Source organism: Streptomyces sp. C1-1 (assembly GCF_050214755.1).
Lineage (GTDB): Bacteria > Actinomycetota > Actinomycetes > Streptomycetales > Streptomycetaceae > Streptomyces.
Map to the genome: position 1 here is coordinate 2835956 of NZ_CP189826.1, position 15725 is coordinate 2851680.

The window sequence follows — 15725 nt, forward strand, 5'->3', positions numbered from 1 at the left end:
GGTGGCGTTGCTCGCCGCCGTCCTGCTGGCCCTCCAGTTCTTCGCGCCGACCGCCTCCTTCGCAGCCGCGCACACGGCCCGTCACGCCATGGCCAAGGACCTGCCCGGAACCAACCCCTCCGGCAAGGCGCTGCGTGACGAGTCGGCCACGTACGGCCACTGCCATCACTCCGGTGACCCCACCGGTCCCCTGCGCACCCGCGACCGCCATGTGAACACCGGATGCGCTTTCGAGGAGCCCGAGCGCCGGCCCCTGGCCGGGGACCCGGCCTCCGGCCACGAACCGGTCGCGCTGCGCGCCCTTCGACTGTCGAGACACTCGACATCCCACTCTCCGGCGGCACTTCAGGTCTTCCGCTGCTGAGAGAGCCGAGCAGAACAGAGCAGTTCCCCCACCCTGTCCTGCCCACACCGACGCGCCCCCCACGGCGCGCCAGGAGGAGACGCCAACATCATGCAGCCCCTCATCGACAACGCCCGTACGTTCGGACAGCGCCCTGAGGAGTTCGCCAAACTCGCCGAAGGCCAGTCCCCGCAGGTGCTGTTCATCACCTGCTCCGACTCCAGGGTCGTACCGGCCCTGATCACCGGCGCCCGCCCGGGCGAGCTCTTCGAGCTGCGCACCGCGGGCAACATCGTCCCGCCCTACGCCTCCGAGCACCCCACCAGCGAGGCCTGCACCATCGAGTACGCCGTGGAGGTCCTCGGCGTCTCCGACGTCGTGGTGTGCGGACACTCGCACTGCGGCGCCGTCGGCGCCCTGGTGCGCGGCGACGACCTGGACGCCGTACCGGCCGTGCGCGACTGGCTCGCCCACGCCACCCCGCGCCCCTCGGGCACGGTCGAGGACCCGACCGTCGCCGAGGGGGTCCAGAGCCACGTCCTGACACAGCTGCTGAGGCTGCGCTCGTACCCGTACATCGACAAGAAGCTGGCGGACGGCCGGCTGACCCTGCACGCCTGGTTCTACGAGGTCCACACCGGCGCCGTGCTGGCGCACGACCCGGCCGCCGACACCTTCAAGGCCCTGTGAGCGCGGCGATGACGACCAAATACCCTTACCTGCGGCAGGACTTCCTCGCCTCCATAGTCGTCTTCCTGGTCGCCGTGCCCCTGTGCGTCGGCGTGGCGGTCGCCTCCGGCGTCCCGGCGGAGCTGGGCCTGGTCACCGGCATCGTGGGCGGCCTCGTCACCGGGTTCCTGCCCGGCAGCAGCCTTCAGGTCTCGGGGCCGGCCGCCGGTCTGACCGTGCTGGTCTTCGAGGCCGTCAGCGAGTTCGGGGTCGGCACGCTCGGTGTCATCGTGCTGATGGCCGGCCTGTTCCAGCTCGCCATGGGCTTTTTCAAGATAGGCCGCTGGTTCCGGGCGATATCCGTCTCCGTCGTCGAGGGCATGCTCTGCGGCATCGGCCTGGTGATCATCGCCGGGCAGATCTACGCGGCGGCGGGGCTGAAGGCCCCGCAGACCGGCATCGGCAAGATCGCGGGCCTGCCCGGGGCGTTCGCCGACGCGCTCGGCAGCAGTGCGGCCCTGGCCTCGCTCGCGATCGGCGCGGGCACCATCGCCGTCATCGTGCTGTGGAAGAGGCTGCCGAAGGCGGTGCGGTCCGTGCCGGGCGCCCTGGCCGCGGTGGTCCTGGCCACGGTCGCCACGCTCGCCCTCGGCCTGCCCGTCGCCACCGTCGAGGTGGAGGGCCTGTTCGGGGTCGTCCAGCTGCCGGGCGCCGACGCCTTCGGTGAGCTGGCCACCCCGGCCATCTGGGGCACCATCGTGGCGTTCACGCTGATCGCCTCGGCGGAGAGCCTGTTCAGCGCGGCGGCCGTGGACCGGCTGCACGACGGTCCGCGCACCGAGTACGACAAGGAGATGGTCGCCCAGGGCGTGGGCAACACGGTCTGCGGTCTGCTCGGCGCCCTGCCGATGACCGCGGTGATCGTGCGCAGCTCCGCCAACGTCAACGCGGGCGCCAGGACCAAGGCCTCGCGGGTGCTGCACGGCGCCTGGCTGCTGCTGTTCGCCGCCGCCCTGCCGTCCGCCCTGGCGCTGGTCCCCATCCCGGCCCTGGCCGGCATCCTCGTGCACGCGGGCTGGAAGCTGATCCCGTTCCGCCAGCTCACGGCACTGTGGCGCAGCCACAAGGGCGAGGCGCTGATCCTCGTGGCCACGGCCGTGTCGATCGTCGCGGTGAACATGTTCGAGGGCGTGCTCATCGGTCTGGCCCTGTCCGTGGTCAAGACCGCCTGGGAGGCCTCGCACCTCAAGACCGAGATCGTCGACAAGGGCGCCGGCCCCATCCAGGTCCATCTGACGGGCAACGCCACCTTCCTGCGGCTGCCGAAGATCCTCGACAGCCTGGAGGCGCTGCCCAAGGACCGCCCGCTGGAGCTGGACCTCTCCGGCCTGCACCATCTGGATCACGCCTGCCGTACGGCGCTGGAGAACTGGGCGCAGCGGCACAGCTCGGCCGGCACCGAGCCGGTGCGCGTGACGACGGCCGTATGACGACCGCGGCATGACGACGGCCGTATGACCACCCGATGGCCGGTCCCGGGCCCTTCGTGGCCCGGGACCGGCCATCGGGCATATCGTTGCAGGAGCAGACAGAAAGACCTCTCACACAGGGGGTCACCATGGTCCCTGAGCTGGTGACGGCCGTCGTCGCGGCGGGGTCCGCCGCCGTGGTCTACGTGGCGACCGCGGCACGCGTGGTCAAGCAGTACGAGCGCGGGGTGCTCTTCCGGCTAGGGCGGCTCGGCGGTGAGGTGCGCGGCCCCGGGTTCACGATGATCGTGCCGTTCGTGGACCGGCTGGCCAAGGTCAACATGCAGATCGTCACGCTGCCGATCCCGGCCCAGGAGGGCATCACCCGGGACAACGTGACCGTGCGCGTGGACGCCGTCGTCTACTTCAAGGTCGTCGACGCGGCGGCGGCGCTCGTCAACGTAGAGGACTACAAGTTCGCCGTCTCGCAGATGGCGCAGACGTCACTGCGCTCGATCATCGGCAAGAGCGACCTCGACGACCTGCTCTCCAACCGGGAGAAGCTCAACCAGGGCCTGGAGCTGATGATCGACAGCCCGGCCATCGGCTGGGGCGTGCAGATCGACCGCGTGGAGATCAAGGACGTCTCGCTGCCGGAGTCGATGAAGCGCTCCATGGCCCGCCAGGCGGAGGCCGACCGTGAGCGCCGGGCCCGCATCATCAACGCCGACGCCGAGCTGCAGGCCTCCAAGAAACTCGCCGAGGCGGCCAAGGAGATGTCCGAGCAGCCCGCCGCGCTCCAGCTGCGGCTGCTGCAGACGGTGGTCGCCGTCGCCGCCGAGAAGAACTCGACGCTGGTGCTGCCCTTCCCGGTGGAGCTGCTCCGCTTCCTGGAGAGGGCCCAGGAACAGCACCCGCCGAAACCCCAGCTGGAGAAGTGAAGGGTGCCGCGCGGCACGGACCGCGGGCTCGCGATCGTGGCCCTGGCGGCGGTGACGGGGCTCGTGTCGGCCTGCGGGAACGGCGGCGGCGGTACGTCCGTCCCGGCGCCCAGCGCCGCTCACCGCATCGCCGTGTCCAGTCCCGCCTTCACCGACGGCGGCACGATCCCGCGCCGCCACACCTGCGACGGCGAGGACGTCTCCCCTCCCCTGGCCTTCTCCGGCGTCCCCGCCACCGCCACCACCCTGGCCGTCCTGGTCCAGGACCCCGACGCCCCGCGCGGCTCGTTCACCCACTGGCTGCTGTGGAACGCGGACGCGAGGCGGGCCGGCTGGCCGGCCGGGCAGGTGCCGCCGGGGGCGACACAGGGCCGCAACGGCTTCGGCAAGCAGGGATACGGCGGCCCCTGTCCGCCCAAGGGCACCAGGGACCACCCGCACCACTACGTCTTCTCGGTCTACGCCACCGACCGCACCCTGCGCCTGCCCGCCGACGCCTCGGCCGACGCCCTGAAGCGCGCGCTGGCCGACCACACCCTGGCCTCGGGCACGCTGACGGGCCGTTACGGCCGCTGATCGCTGGCAACTCGCGCACCGAGGCCGCAGGATCGAGGTAGACCGGACCGGAAGGGGTGTCCCGTGTCCCAGGACGGCAGGAAGCAGAAGGCGGCGACGGATCTCCGGACGCTGCTGCGCGTGCCCCGCGGCGAACAGATCGACCTGGCGGCGTACGACACCCGGGCCGTCCCCGCCGGACCCGGCGGCAAGTCCGCGGGCCGGGCGGCCACCGCCCGACTGGGCAAGCGCCTCGCCGGCCTGCAGGAACGCCTGTGGGCCGCGGGCCTCACGGGCGACCGCCGCCGGGTGCTGCTGGTGCTGCAGGGCATGGACACCAGCGGCAAGGGCGGCACGATCAAGCACGTGGTGGGGGTGCTCAACCCGGCCGGCTGCCGGGTCAAGGGCTTCCGTGCCCCCACCCCGGAGGAACGGGAGCACCACTTCCTCTGGCGGATCGAACGGGAACTCCCCCGGCCCGGTGAAGTCGGCGCCTTCGACCGCTCGCACTACGAGGACGTCCTCGTCCCCCGCGTCCGCGCGCTGGTCCCCCGTGACGAGATCGAGCGCCGCTACGACGAGATCAACCGCTTCGAGCAGCGCCTGGTCGACGACCGGGTCACCGTCGTCAAGTGCTTCCTGCACATCTCCTACGAGGAGCAGCGCCGCCGCCTCCTCAGGCGCCTCGACCGCCCCGACAAGCGCTGGAAGTTCAGCCCCGGCGACATCGACGACCGCGCGCTGTGGCCCGCCTACCAGGAGGCGTACGAGATCGCGCTGCACCGCTGCTCGACGCCGTACGCCCCCTGGTACGTGATCCCGGCCGACCGCAAGTGGTACCGCGACTGGGCGATCGCCCGGCTGCTCCTGGAGCACTTCCAGGTGCTGGACCCGCGCTACCCGGAGCCGGACTACGACCTGGAGGAGTGCCGGGAGCGACTGCTGAAAGGGGCCTGATGCCCGGCACGGGTGCGCCGATCCCTAAATAGGACGATTCACCCCTTTATGTTCGTGGGGTGATCATTCGAGTACGACAAGTGGCGGCCGCCTGCGCGCTCGGCGCCGCGCTCACCGCCTGCGGCGCACCCGCCGCGCCCCATGCCGCGCACCCCGCACCCACCGCGACCGGCGCAGCCCCCTCCAGGCCCCCGACACTCGCCCCCGGCCCCACCGGCCTCACCCCCGTCTTCAAGAACGGCCCTCGCTCCGACGGCCGGACGGTCGCGCTCACCTTCGACGCCGACATGACCGCCGACGAGGGCGCCCGGGCGGCACGCGGTGAACGCTTCGACAATCCGCAGCTCATCGCGACGCTGCGGGCGCTGAAGGTACCGGCGACCGTGTTCATGACGGGGCGCTGGGCCGACGAGTATCCGCTGCAGGCGCGGTCCATCGGCCGGGACCCGCTCTTCGAGATCGCCAACCACTCCTACAGCCACTACGCCTTCACCGGGGACTGCTACGGGCTGCCCACCGTGTCCGAGGACCGCATGCGGTCGGACGTGGAGCGTGCGTACGCCGCCTTTCGCAGGGCCGGCGTGACGGACGCGATGCCGTACTTCCGCTTCCCCGGCGGGTGTTATGACCGAGCGGCACTGAAAGCGCTCACCCCGACCGGTGTCACCGCCGTCCAGTGGGACGTGGTCAGCGGGGACGCGTTCGCCACGGACTCCGACGCGGTGGCCCGGCAGGTGCTTCAGGGGGTGCGGCCGGGTTCGGTCGTCGTCATGCACTGCACGCGCAGTGCGGCACCGGCGACCGAGCGGGCGGTGCGGACGATCGTGCCGGAGCTGCGCGCGAAGGGCTACCGGTTCGTGAAGGTCTCCGAGCTGATCCGGTCCGCGGACGGGCAACGGTGAGCAGCGGCTCGGGGTGAACGGCGGAGCGCGCACCCGCCCCCTTAGGGTGGGCGGATGTGAGCCACACGTCGACGAGTGACAGTCCCTTCCAGTCCGAGCGCAACCCCCGCGACGAGGCGCCTCAGTTCGTGCTGCCCCTGGTGGTGCGGGTCGAGAAGGCCGCGCCGCCCGCGCGCACCGACGCGCTGGAGACCGCCGCGCGGGCCGTGCTCGTGATGCTCGGTGACCAGCGGTCGGTCGGCGACGGCGAGTGGGCCCGGGCCGTGCGGGACTGGCAGGACGCCCGGATCCGCAAGGTGGTGCGGCGGGCCCGGGGGGCGGAGTGGCGCCGGGCCGAGGCGCTGGACGGGATCACCGTCACCGGGAAGTCGGCCGAGGTGCGGGTGTTCCCGCCCGTTCCGCTCGACGGGTGGCCCAAGGACCTGGCCAGGCTGCAGGTGTCCGGTACCGAGCTGGACGATCCGGAGCCGGTGGCGCGGGCCGAAGCGGGGGTGCCGGTGCTGTGGATGAACCCGGAGCTCGACATGTCGGCCGGTAAGGCGATGGCACAGGCGGGGCACGGGGCTCAACTGGCCTGGTGGGAGCTGTCGGACGAGGAGCGGGCCACCTGGCGTGACGCCGGTTTCCCGCTGGCCGTGCGGACCGCCGAGCCGGGGCGCTGGCGCGAACTGACCGACAGCGGGCTGCCGTTGGTACGGGACGCGGGGTTCACGGAGATCGCGCCGGGGTCGTGCACGGTGGTCGCCGACCATCCGGCGCTGCGCGCCCGGTGACCGACCCGACTTTGCCTTCCGTTTGAATTCTTTTACTGCGCTTGAACATCGCGCTCCCGTCGCGCGTACCTCCTGACGCCGGCCAACCACCAAGCAGCGACGCGCAGTCGGTTTCACCCGGGAGGCACCCTTGCGAGTGCGGATCAACGGAACGGCCTTTCTCATCGCGGCCCTCGTCGCCACCGTCGGCGCGCTGGCGTTCCCCGTCTGGTCGTACGCCGACCGCTCGGGCACGGGCCAGGCGAACCTGGCGGCGGGGACCGTGAACACCCAGTGGGGGCCGCTGACGGCCTCCGACCGCGACCTGATCGTGCGGGTGCGGCTGGCCGGCCTGTGGGAGCTGCCCGCCGGCCAGCAGGCCCTGGAGCGGGCGCCGAGCCAGGCGATCAAGGAGGCCGGCGACCATCTCATCGTCGGTCACACCGACCTGGACAAGCGGGTCAGGATCGTCGCCGCGCAGCTGGGCGTGGAGCTGCCGAACCAGCCGAACGAGCAGCAGCAGGGCTGGCTGCGGGAGATGTCCGCGGCGAGCGGCACGGAGTACGAGTACAAGTTCGTGAACCTGCTGCGGGCGGCCCACGGCAAGATCTTCCCCGCCATCGGCGCCGTACGGAACTCCACCCGCAACACGCTCGTGCGGCAGCTCGCCTCGGACGCCAACCAGACCGTGCTGGACCACATCACGATCCTGGAGAAGACGGGCAGGGTCGACTTCGACGCCATCGCCAACGACTCGGTGGCCGGCACCACCGCGAGCCCCACCGGTCCCTCCGCGCCGGTCCCCGGCCAGGTGGTGCCCTCGGCGCCGGCCGCCGAGGCGAGCGGCGACGTGGGGACGACGTCCCGCCCCTCGCCGGGCGCGCCGGGCACGGTCAACACCGACCGGCCGGACCCGCAGGACTCGGCGGGCGTGCTGGGCTGAGGCAGAAGGAGCCCGCGGCCCGTCCGTCCGAACCTCAAATGTTGCTCTGAAGGTGCCCGGCGGGCGGTTCGGGTGCGGGCGCCGGGGCCATACCCCCGTCACGTTCTCGCGGGGAGACGGCAGGGAGGGGAAGACCATGGAGCGACTGGGGACGGGCATCGGATGGCGGCCGGAGATCGCCGACGCGGTGGAGCGGATGCCCGGCATCGACTGGGTCGAGGTCGTGGCCGAGAACGTCTGCCCCGGGCATCTGCCCGAGTCGCTCGGGCGGCTGCGCGAGCGCGGGGTGACCGTGATCCCCCACGGTGTCTCGCTCGGCCTGGGCGGTGCGGAGCGGCCCGACGCCGGGCGCCTCGCGACGCTCGCCGAACGCGCGGAGGCCCTGGGAGCCCCGCTGGTCACCGAGCACATCGCCTTCGTACGGGCAGGCGGCGCCCGCACCGCCTCGCCGCTGCTGGAGGCCGGGCACCTGCTGCCCGTCCCGCGCACCCGCGACGCCCTCGACGTGCTGTGCGAGAACGTCCGCATCGCCCAGGACGCGCTGCCGGTGCCGCTGGCCGTGGAGAACATCGCCGCGCTGATCTCCTGGCCGGGCGAGGAGCTGACCGAGGGACAGTTCCTCTACGAACTGGCCGACCGCACCGGCGTGCGGCTCCTCGTCGACGTGGCCAACCTGCACACCAACCACGTCAACCGCGGCGAGGACCCGGCCGAGGCGCTCGCCGAGCTGCCCCTGGAGGCCATCGCGTACGTCCATGTCGCGGGCGGCTTCGAACGGGACGGCGTCTGGCACGACAGCCACGCCCACCCGGTCCCGGACCGGGTCCTCGACGTGCTGGCCGACCTGGCGTCCCGCGTCTCGCCGCCGGGCGTGCTGCTGGAGAGGGACGAGAACTTCCCCGAACCGGCGGAGCTGGAGCGGGAGCTCGAGGCCATCCGGGGGGCGCTGGAGAAGGGGGCCGCGGAACGGGGGGCCGCGCGGGCGGCGGCCCCGGAGGCGGGGGCCGCCGAGCCGGCACGGGCGACGCCGCCCGAGGAGGCCACCGAGCCCGCCCGGCAGCGGCTCGCGCTCGCGCAGACCGCGCTGCTGTCCGCGCTGGTCGCCGGGACCCCCGTGCCGGAGGGCTTCGACGGGGTGCGGCTGGGGGTGCAGGCGCGGGCGCTCGCCGGGAAGCGGGCCGATGTGGTGGGGAAGATCGCGCCCGAGTTGCCGGTGATCCTCGGCGAGGCGTACCGGGGTCTGTTCCTGGCGTACGCGCACGGACACCCGATGACCGGCGGGTACCGGCGCGACGCGCTTGACTTCGCCGAGCACCTGCTGGTGCCGGAGCGGCTGCCGCGGGGACCGGCGCTGCGGGAGCTGCGCGCGTGGTGGCTGGAGCGGTCGGGACCGGTGCCGCGGTCCCGCAAACCCGTGGTCAGGGCGGTCCGGGCGGCGCGGAGGGTGCTGCAGCACCGGTGACCCCGGAGCAGTCGCCCGGGACTCCGAAGTAACATGCCAGTCCCGCACCCGAAACCGACCAGCGTGCGGTGCCGTACCAGGAGGCACCATGCGACCGCGACCGCCCCTCAGGGGCCGAGGCATCATCAGTGGCACCGGCGTCATCGTCGTCGGCCTGACGGCGACGCTGCTGGCCCTGATCTTCCCGATCTTCTCCTACACCGACCGCTCGGGCACCGGCGTGAGCGTGCTCAACGACCAGACCGTCGCCACCAGCTACGGGCCGCTGTCCGGGCTCGACCGGGACTTCGTCACCAAGGTCCGGCTGGCCGGCCTGTGGGAGCTGCCCGCCGGCCAGCAGGCGGAGCAGAAGGGCACCACCCAGGCCGTACGGACGGCGGGGGAGCACCTCGTCGAGGGACACACCGCCCTCGACCAGCAGGTCCGGGACGTCGCCGGCAAGCTCGGGCTGCAACTGCCCAACCAGCCCAGCGACCAGCAGAAACAGTGGCTGCAGACCCTGAGCGCGGCGCAGGGCACGGACTACGACCGCGACTTCGTCAACATCGCTCGGCTGGCGCACGGCAAGGTGTTCTCGCTCGTCGCCCAGGTGCGCGCCACCACCCGCAACTCGCTGGTGCGCTCCCTCGCCGACGACGCCAACACGACCGTCCTGGACCACATCAGGGCCCTGGAGGCCACCGGGTACGTCGACTGGGACGCGCTGGCGCGGGACATGGCCTCCGCGAGCACTCCCCCGCTCACCCCCTCCCAGGCGCCGCCCGGTCCGACCGCGGACCCCGCTCCGGCCGCCCCCCTCACGCCGGCGCCCTCGCCGACGTACACGCTGCCGCCGGCCGAGTCCAGCCCGCCGCCGCAGCGGTAGTGCGCTTCCGGACAAGCGGAACGTCACGTACTGACAACACTCCGTCCGTATTGTGAACAGGGCATGGCGTTCGGTGAGGCCTTTGGCATAGAAACGCGGCATGTTCTGGGTCCTTCTCCTGCTGCTGGCCTGGGCCGTCGCGGGCACCGCGTGCACGCGGCTGTGCCTGGCCGCCGTCCGCGCCGCGGCCGACGACACGGATGCGTCCCAGCACGATCTGACGCTCTACGAAGCCGCCTTCCTGTCCGGCGGCCCCCGCCGGGTCGCCGATCTGACGATGGTCTCCATGGCCCGGCAGCGGCGGCTGCTGCTCGCCCACACCGGCTGGGCGACGGTGGTCGACCCGCGCGGGCGCGACGACATCGAGCGGTCCGTCATCGGGGCCATCGGGCCGGAGGGGCAGAGCCGTATCGCCCCGGTACGGGCCCGCGCGGCCTCCGCGGACGCCGTCGGCGACCTCGGCGAAAGGCTGGTCGACGCAGGTCTGGCCGTACCCGCCGGCGTCCGTACCACGGTCGCGTCCGGGATGCGTCAGGTGCGGCTCGCCGCGCTGGTCGTCCTCGGGCTGGGCGCGACCGCGCTGCTGGTGCCCGCCCAGCCCGACATGCCCCGCGGGCTCGTCGCCCTGTGGTTCGCGCTGCCGCTCGCCCTGACGCTGAGCTGCCTGGCCATAGCCCGGGTGGAGGTCCACCCCTACTCGCGGTGGGCCTCCCCGGCCGGGCAGCGGCTGCTGGGCACCCTCGCCCGGCGGGCCGGGGCCGGCGACGACCGCACCTACCTCACCTCGGTCGCCGTGCGCGGCGTCCGCGCCATCGGCGAACCGGACCTACGAGCGGCCTTCACCCACCGCGACCAGCCCTAGCCGCGCATCCTCGCGCGCCGGCGTGAATCGTGCGCCGGGGGCGCGTGGGGGTATTGGGGGCGACACCGGCGGGGCGGTGCTTGCCTTCGCCGTGTGACGAACGAAACATCCCTTTTGTCGCCGCCGTGCACCGAAGGGATACGCGATGAGATCAGCCGCCGTCTACTCGGCCGCCGGATCCTTGCTCCTGACCACCCTCACCGCCGCTCCGGCGGGCGGTGCGTCCGTCGCCCCGGGGCTGGCCGAGCGCAGCGGCACGGCGGTGGCCGCCGCCCGGGCCATGGCCGCCGGAGTCGACTTCGGCAAGTGCTCCGACGCCCAGGACATGCCGGGCGCGCTGGAGTGCGGCACGGTGTCGGTGCCGCTCGACTACACGAACCCGGACGGCAGGCAGATCAAGCTGACCGTCAGCCGGGTGCGCGCCACGCACAAGGACCCCCACAACAGCAAGCGCCGGGTGCCCCGGCAGGGCGCGCTGGTCTACAACCCGGGCGGGCCCGGCGGCGACGGGCTGTACTTCCCGCTGGTCGGCTTCATGCCGCAGTGGCAGCGCCTCGCGGCGGCCTACGACCTCGTCGGCTACTCCCCGCGCGGCGTGGGCCGCTCGGCCCCGCTGTCCTGCCAGGACCCCAAGCGCTTCTACAAGGGGCCGTCGCTGTCGCCGACGTACCCCGACGCCTCGTACAAGAAGGAGCGCATCGCGCAGGCGAAGGCGTACGCGCGCGGCTGCGCCGAGCGGGCCGGGGGCGCGCTGCGGTACTACAACTCGCTCAACAACGCGCGCGACCTGGACGTCCTGCGCGCGGCACTGGGCGAGGAGCGGCTGACGTTCATGGGGGCGTCGTACGGCACGTACTTCGGCGCGCTGTACGCCACGCTGTTCCCCTCGCACGTGCGGCGCATGGTGTTCGACTCGGCGGTCGACCCCGATCCGGATCAGGTCTGGTACCACGGCAACCTCGCCCAGTCGGCGGCGTTCGAGGAGCGCTGGGCGGATTTCCGGGAGTGGATCGCACGGCACGACGGCGTGTACGGGCTGGGCGCCACGGCCGCCGCGGTGCGGCGCAGCTACGACAAGGCGAGCGCGCGGCTCGCCGCCGAGCCGGCCGGGGGCGAGGTGGGGCCGGCACAGCTGCGGGGCGCCTTCCTGACGGCCGGGTACTTCGACGACTACTGGCCGCAGCGGGCCGAGGCCCTCTCGGCCTATCTGAAGGGCGACCCGAAGCCGCTCGTCCAGCAGGCGGCGCCCGTGCGGGAGGCGGCCGCGGAGGCGGAGAACTCCAGTGCGGTGTACACGGCCGTCGAGTGCAACGACGCGCCCTGGCCGACGGACTTCCGCGTCTGGGACCGCGACAACACGCGGCTGGCGCGCGTGGCGCCGTTCGAGACCTGGGACAACGTGTGGACGAACCTGCCGTGCGCGTACTGGCCGGCCCCGCGGCAGCGGCCGCTCGATGTGCGGACCGGCCCCGGCGAGCTGCCCCCGACGCTGATCCTGGCGGCCGAGCGGGACGCGGCCGCGCCGTACGAGGGGGCGCGGGAGCTGAATCGGCGGTTGTCGGGGTCGGTGCTGGTGACCGAGCGGGACGCGGGGGCGCACGGCGTCGCGGGCGGGCCCAACCAGTGCGTCAACGCCTACCTGGACGCGTATCTGCTCGAGGGGCGGCTGCCGGTGCGGCGCGCGGCCTGCGCACCGCACCGGGAACCCGAGCCGGTCGACGCCGCCCGGAAGGCGGCCCTGCGGCCCGTCCGCTGATCAGGCGAGGCCCGCGACCAGCTCCGCGACGTCCTTGCGGCGGCCCGTGTAGAACGGGACCTCCTCGCGGACGTGCCTGCGGGCCTCGGAGCCGCGCAGGTGGCGCATGAGGTCGACGATGCGGTACAGCTCGTCGGCCTCGAAGGCGAGGATCCACTCGTAGTCCCCGAGGGAGAACGAGGCGACCGTGTTGGCGCGGACGTCGGGGTAGCCGCGGGCCATCTTGCCGTGGTCGGCGAGCATGCGGCGGCGGTCCTCGTCGGGCAGCAGGTACCAGTCGTAGGAGCGCACGAAGGGGTAGACGCTGATGTAGTTGCGCGGCGTCTCGTCGGCGAGGAACGCCGGGATGTGCGAACGGTTGAACTCGGCGGGGCGGTGCAACGCCATGTTCGACCAGACCGGCTCCAGCGCGCGGCCCAGCTTCGTGCGGCGGAAGAGGTTGTACGCCTCCTGCAGCTGGTCGCTGGTCTCCGCGTGCCACCAGATCATGAGGTCGGCGTCGGCGCGCAGGCCGGAGACGTCGTACGTGCCGCGGATCGTCACGTCCTTCGCGGCGAGCTGGTCGAACAGCTCCTGGACCTCGTCGGCGTAGCCCGCGCGGTCCTCGGGGAGGACGTCCTTCAGCTTGAAGACGGACCACAGGGTGTAGCGGATGACCTCGTTGAGGTCCTTGGCCAGCTTGCCCTTGTTCGGGATACGCGCGGCCTCGGTGGTGGGGGCGTCGTCACTCATGTCCCTCATTCTCCCGCTCCTCCGTGCAGGGACTGCACCGGGTTGGCGGTGAGCTCCTGCACACCGCCCAGGTCTCCGTCGAGCTGGTCCACGGCCGCGTACGCGCTCGCGATGCACGCCGGGATGCCGACGCCGTCGTACTGCGCGCCGCAGACGGCGAGGCCGGGCAGCTTGGCGAGGTGCTCGCGGACGCGGGCCACGCGCGTGTGGTGGCCGACCGGGTACTGGGGCAGGCCGTCGATCCAGCGGGTGACCCGCGTTTCGACGGGGGTGGCGTCCAGGCCGGTGGCCGCCTTCAGGTCGTGGCGGGAGACCTCCACCAGGCCGGCGTCGTCGCGCTGAAGGATCTCCGTCTCGCCGTAGCGGCCGACGGAGGTGCGCAGGACGGCGAGGTCCGGGTTCTCCTCGGCGATCCAGTCCCACTTCTGGGAGGCGAAGGTGGACGCCTTGATGGTGCGGCCGTCGACGGGCGGTACCAGGAAGCCGCTGCTGCCGTCCGGGAGGGCGGTGTCGGAGCGGCGGTAGGCGAGGGTGACCAGCGCCATCGACGCGTACTCGAAGCCGGCGAGCTCGGCGGCCGCCTCGGGCGCTTCGGGACGCAGCAGGCCGGCGGCGGCCGGGGCGGGTACGGCGACGATCACCGCGTCGGCCCGCAGTACGCGGTCCCCCGCGACGACCCGCCAGCCGCCGGACGCCTCGCGGCGCAGCTCGGTGACCGGTGCCCCGGTGAGGATCTCGCCGCCCCGCGCGCGCACCGAGTCGGCGACGGCGAGCGGCAGGCTGCCGATGCCGCCGGTGATGCCCATGAACACCGGTCCGGTCTGCTGAGTGGCCGCCATCTTCGCCTGCATCTCGCGCACGCCCTCGGTCAGCGAGGTGTGGGTCTTCGCGATCTGGAAGAGCTGCGGGACCGCCGAGCGCATCGAGATGCGGTACGCGTCGCCCGCGTACACCCCGCCGAGCAGGGGTTCGACGAGGCGGTCGACGACCTCGCGGCCCAGCCGCTCGGCGACGTACTCCCCGACCGCCACGTCGTCGCCGACCTCGGTGCGCGGCAGCTCGGCGTCGCGCTCGATACGGGCCAGGCCCTCGTCGGACAGGACGCCGGTGAGGGCGGACGCCGTGCCGGGGACGCCCATCACATGCCCCCTGGGCATGGGGCGCAGGGCGCCGCGGGTCCACAGGAAGGCCGTCGCGGTGGCCGGCGGCCGGAGCCGCTCCGCCAGGCCCACCTCGCGGGCCAGGCCGACCGCCTCCGGTCTGCGGGCCAGCATCGACTCGGCGCCGAGGTCCACGCGGGCGCCCGCGATCTCGCCGGGGAGCAGCTTGCCGCCGACCCGGTCCGACGCCTCCAGCACGGTCACTCGCGCGCCCCGCTGCAGCAGCCGGTGGGCGGCGGCCAGGCCCGCGATCCCGGCTCCGATGACGACGACCCGGCCCTCTGCCGGAGGTGATCCACTCATGGCTCCACCCTCTCAGACGCCACCGACACCGACGCGAGGGCCATGTGGCCCTGACGAGTCCCGAACGTGACCGCATCGGAACCCCCGCCCGCCAACGTCCCGGCCCCTCCCGGCGTCGAAGGAGCGTCATTCGTCACCGACCCTCGGGGGTGGACCCGCATGCGCGCACGACGTTCCGTACGACCTGTCCGGGCCGTGGCCGGCATTCTGCTGGCCGCGGCGCTCGCGCTGACCGGATGCAGCGGTGCCGGGAGCGACTCCGGGGGCTCCGCCGCCGACGGGCCCGCCAGGAGCGAGGCCAAGGGTTCCGCCCCCGGTGGCCAGAAGGACGCGTCCGGTGCCGCGGCGAAGCGGACGCCGAAGCTCACCGGGAGCGACATCATCCGGACGGCCTCCCTCACCGTCCAGGTCCGGGACGTGCCGAAGGCCCTCGACGAGGCCCGCACCACCACCGAGAACGCGGGCGGCTACGTCGGCGACGAGACCACCACCCGGGATCCGCAGGGCCACGAGCACACGCGCGTGGTGCTGCGTGTGCCGGCCGAGAAGTACGACGAGGTCCTGGCCGGCCTGCAGGGCACCGGCAGGCTCGTCGAGCGCACCTCGAAGGCCGAGGACGTCACCGACCAGGTCGTCGACGTCGACAGCCGTGTCAGGTCGCAGCGGGCCAGCGTCGCCCGGATCCGCGAACTGATGGACCGGGCGACGAAGTTGAGCGACGTGGTGGAGCTGGAGGGCGAACTGGGCAGCCGGCAGTCCGACCTGGAGGCGCTGCTCGCGCAGCAGAAGTCCCTGAAGGACCGCACGAGCCTGGCCACCATCACGCTCTCCCTGTCCGGGTCGCCGGCGAAGAAGGCCGCGAAGGACGACGAGCCCGGCTTCGTGGACGCGCTGGCGGGCGGCTGGGGCGCGTTCGTGACGATGCTGCGCTGGCTGGCGGTGGCGTTCGGCGCGGTGCTGCCGTTCGCCGCGGTGGCGGCCCTGCTCGCGCTGGTGTGGCTGCGCCTGCTCCGGCCGAACCGGCGGGAGAGCGGTGAGCGGGACTGAAATGCCC

16 protein-coding genes are annotated in these 15725 nt (G+C 73.0%); 14 read left to right on the plus strand and 2 right to left on the minus strand.

What is annotated here, in order from left to right:
• Position 1: 1 nt before the first annotated feature.
• The 13 genes from ACQF4J_RS12895 (at position 2) to ACQF4J_RS12955 (ending at position 12476) form a co-directional block, all read left to right on the plus strand.
• A complete protein-coding gene (locus tag ACQF4J_RS12895; protein ID WP_351563077.1) occupies positions 2–364 on the plus strand; it encodes a hypothetical protein in 363 nt (120 codons plus the stop codon).
• 90 nt (positions 365–454) lie between these two features.
• Entirely contained in the window at positions 455–1033 is a 579-nt protein-coding gene (locus ACQF4J_RS12900) for a carbonic anhydrase (RefSeq protein ID WP_351563075.1), read from the plus strand.
• 8 nt (positions 1034–1041) lie between these two features.
• The gene (locus ACQF4J_RS12905) at positions 1042–2502 is read left to right on the plus strand and encodes a SulP family inorganic anion transporter (RefSeq protein ID WP_427165662.1); all 1461 of its coding nucleotides are present in this window, start codon (positions 1042–1044) and stop codon (positions 2500–2502) included.
• A gap of 128 nt (positions 2503–2630) precedes the next feature.
• Entirely contained in the window at positions 2631–3422 is a 792-nt protein-coding gene (locus ACQF4J_RS12910; RefSeq protein ID WP_351563071.1) for a slipin family protein, read from the plus strand.
• A gap of 3 nt (positions 3423–3425) precedes the next feature.
• Positions 3426–3998 carry a YbhB/YbcL family Raf kinase inhibitor-like protein gene (locus ACQF4J_RS12915; RefSeq protein ID WP_427165663.1) on the plus strand — a complete coding sequence of 191 codons (573 nt, stop codon included), beginning with the start codon at positions 3426–3428 and terminating at the stop codon, positions 3996–3998.
• 63 nt (positions 3999–4061) lie between these two features.
• Positions 4062–4934 (plus strand): PPK2 family polyphosphate kinase, encoded by an 873-nt coding sequence (locus ACQF4J_RS12920; protein ID WP_351563067.1) that lies wholly within the window; start codon positions 4062–4064, stop codon positions 4932–4934.
• Positions 4935–4993: 59 nt separating this feature from the next.
• Positions 4994–5836 (plus strand): polysaccharide deacetylase family protein, encoded by an 843-nt coding sequence (locus ACQF4J_RS12925; RefSeq protein WP_351563065.1) that lies wholly within the window; start codon positions 4994–4996, stop codon positions 5834–5836.
• A gap of 56 nt (positions 5837–5892) precedes the next feature.
• Positions 5893–6609, plus strand: a complete 717-nt coding sequence (locus ACQF4J_RS12930; protein ID WP_351563063.1) for an aminoacyl-tRNA hydrolase — start codon at positions 5893–5895, stop codon at positions 6607–6609.
• A 130-nt stretch (positions 6610–6739) separates the two neighbouring features.
• Positions 6740–7531 (plus strand): DUF4142 domain-containing protein, encoded by a 792-nt coding sequence (locus ACQF4J_RS12935; RefSeq protein ID WP_351563061.1) that lies wholly within the window; start codon positions 6740–6742, stop codon positions 7529–7531.
• Between the two features lie 136 nt (positions 7532–7667).
• Entirely contained in the window at positions 7668–8993 is a 1326-nt protein-coding gene (locus tag ACQF4J_RS12940) for a DUF692 domain-containing protein (protein WP_427165664.1), read from the plus strand.
• Between the two features lie 88 nt (positions 8994–9081).
• Positions 9082–9858, plus strand: coding sequence for a DUF4142 domain-containing protein (locus ACQF4J_RS12945; RefSeq protein ID WP_351563057.1), 777 nt, complete (start codon positions 9082–9084; stop codon positions 9856–9858).
• 100 nt (positions 9859–9958) lie between these two features.
• Positions 9959–10720, plus strand: coding sequence for a TIGR04222 domain-containing membrane protein (locus tag ACQF4J_RS12950; RefSeq protein WP_427165665.1), 762 nt, complete (start codon positions 9959–9961; stop codon positions 10718–10720).
• Between the two features lie 145 nt (positions 10721–10865).
• A complete protein-coding gene (locus ACQF4J_RS12955; protein WP_427165666.1) occupies positions 10866–12476 on the plus strand; it encodes an alpha/beta hydrolase in 1611 nt (536 codons plus the stop codon).
• On the opposite strand, the gene hemQ is transcribed toward ACQF4J_RS12955, so the two are convergent.
• On the minus strand, positions 12477–13208 hold the full coding sequence (gene hemQ / locus ACQF4J_RS12960; protein ID WP_351563051.1) for a hydrogen peroxide-dependent heme synthase: 732 nt from the start codon (positions 13206–13208) through the stop codon (positions 12477–12479). It abuts the gene before it with no gap.
• Between the two features lie 5 nt (positions 13209–13213).
• Positions 13214–14671, minus strand: coding sequence for a protoporphyrinogen oxidase (gene hemG, locus ACQF4J_RS12965; RefSeq protein ID WP_351799446.1), 1458 nt, complete (start codon positions 14669–14671; stop codon positions 13214–13216).
• A gap of 159 nt (positions 14672–14830) precedes the next feature.
• Between hemG and ACQF4J_RS12970 the strand changes: the two genes are divergently transcribed.
• Positions 14831–15718, plus strand: a complete 888-nt coding sequence (locus ACQF4J_RS12970; RefSeq protein WP_427165667.1) for a DUF4349 domain-containing protein — start codon at positions 14831–14833, stop codon at positions 15716–15718.
• The last annotated feature ends 7 nt before the right edge of the window (positions 15719–15725 follow it).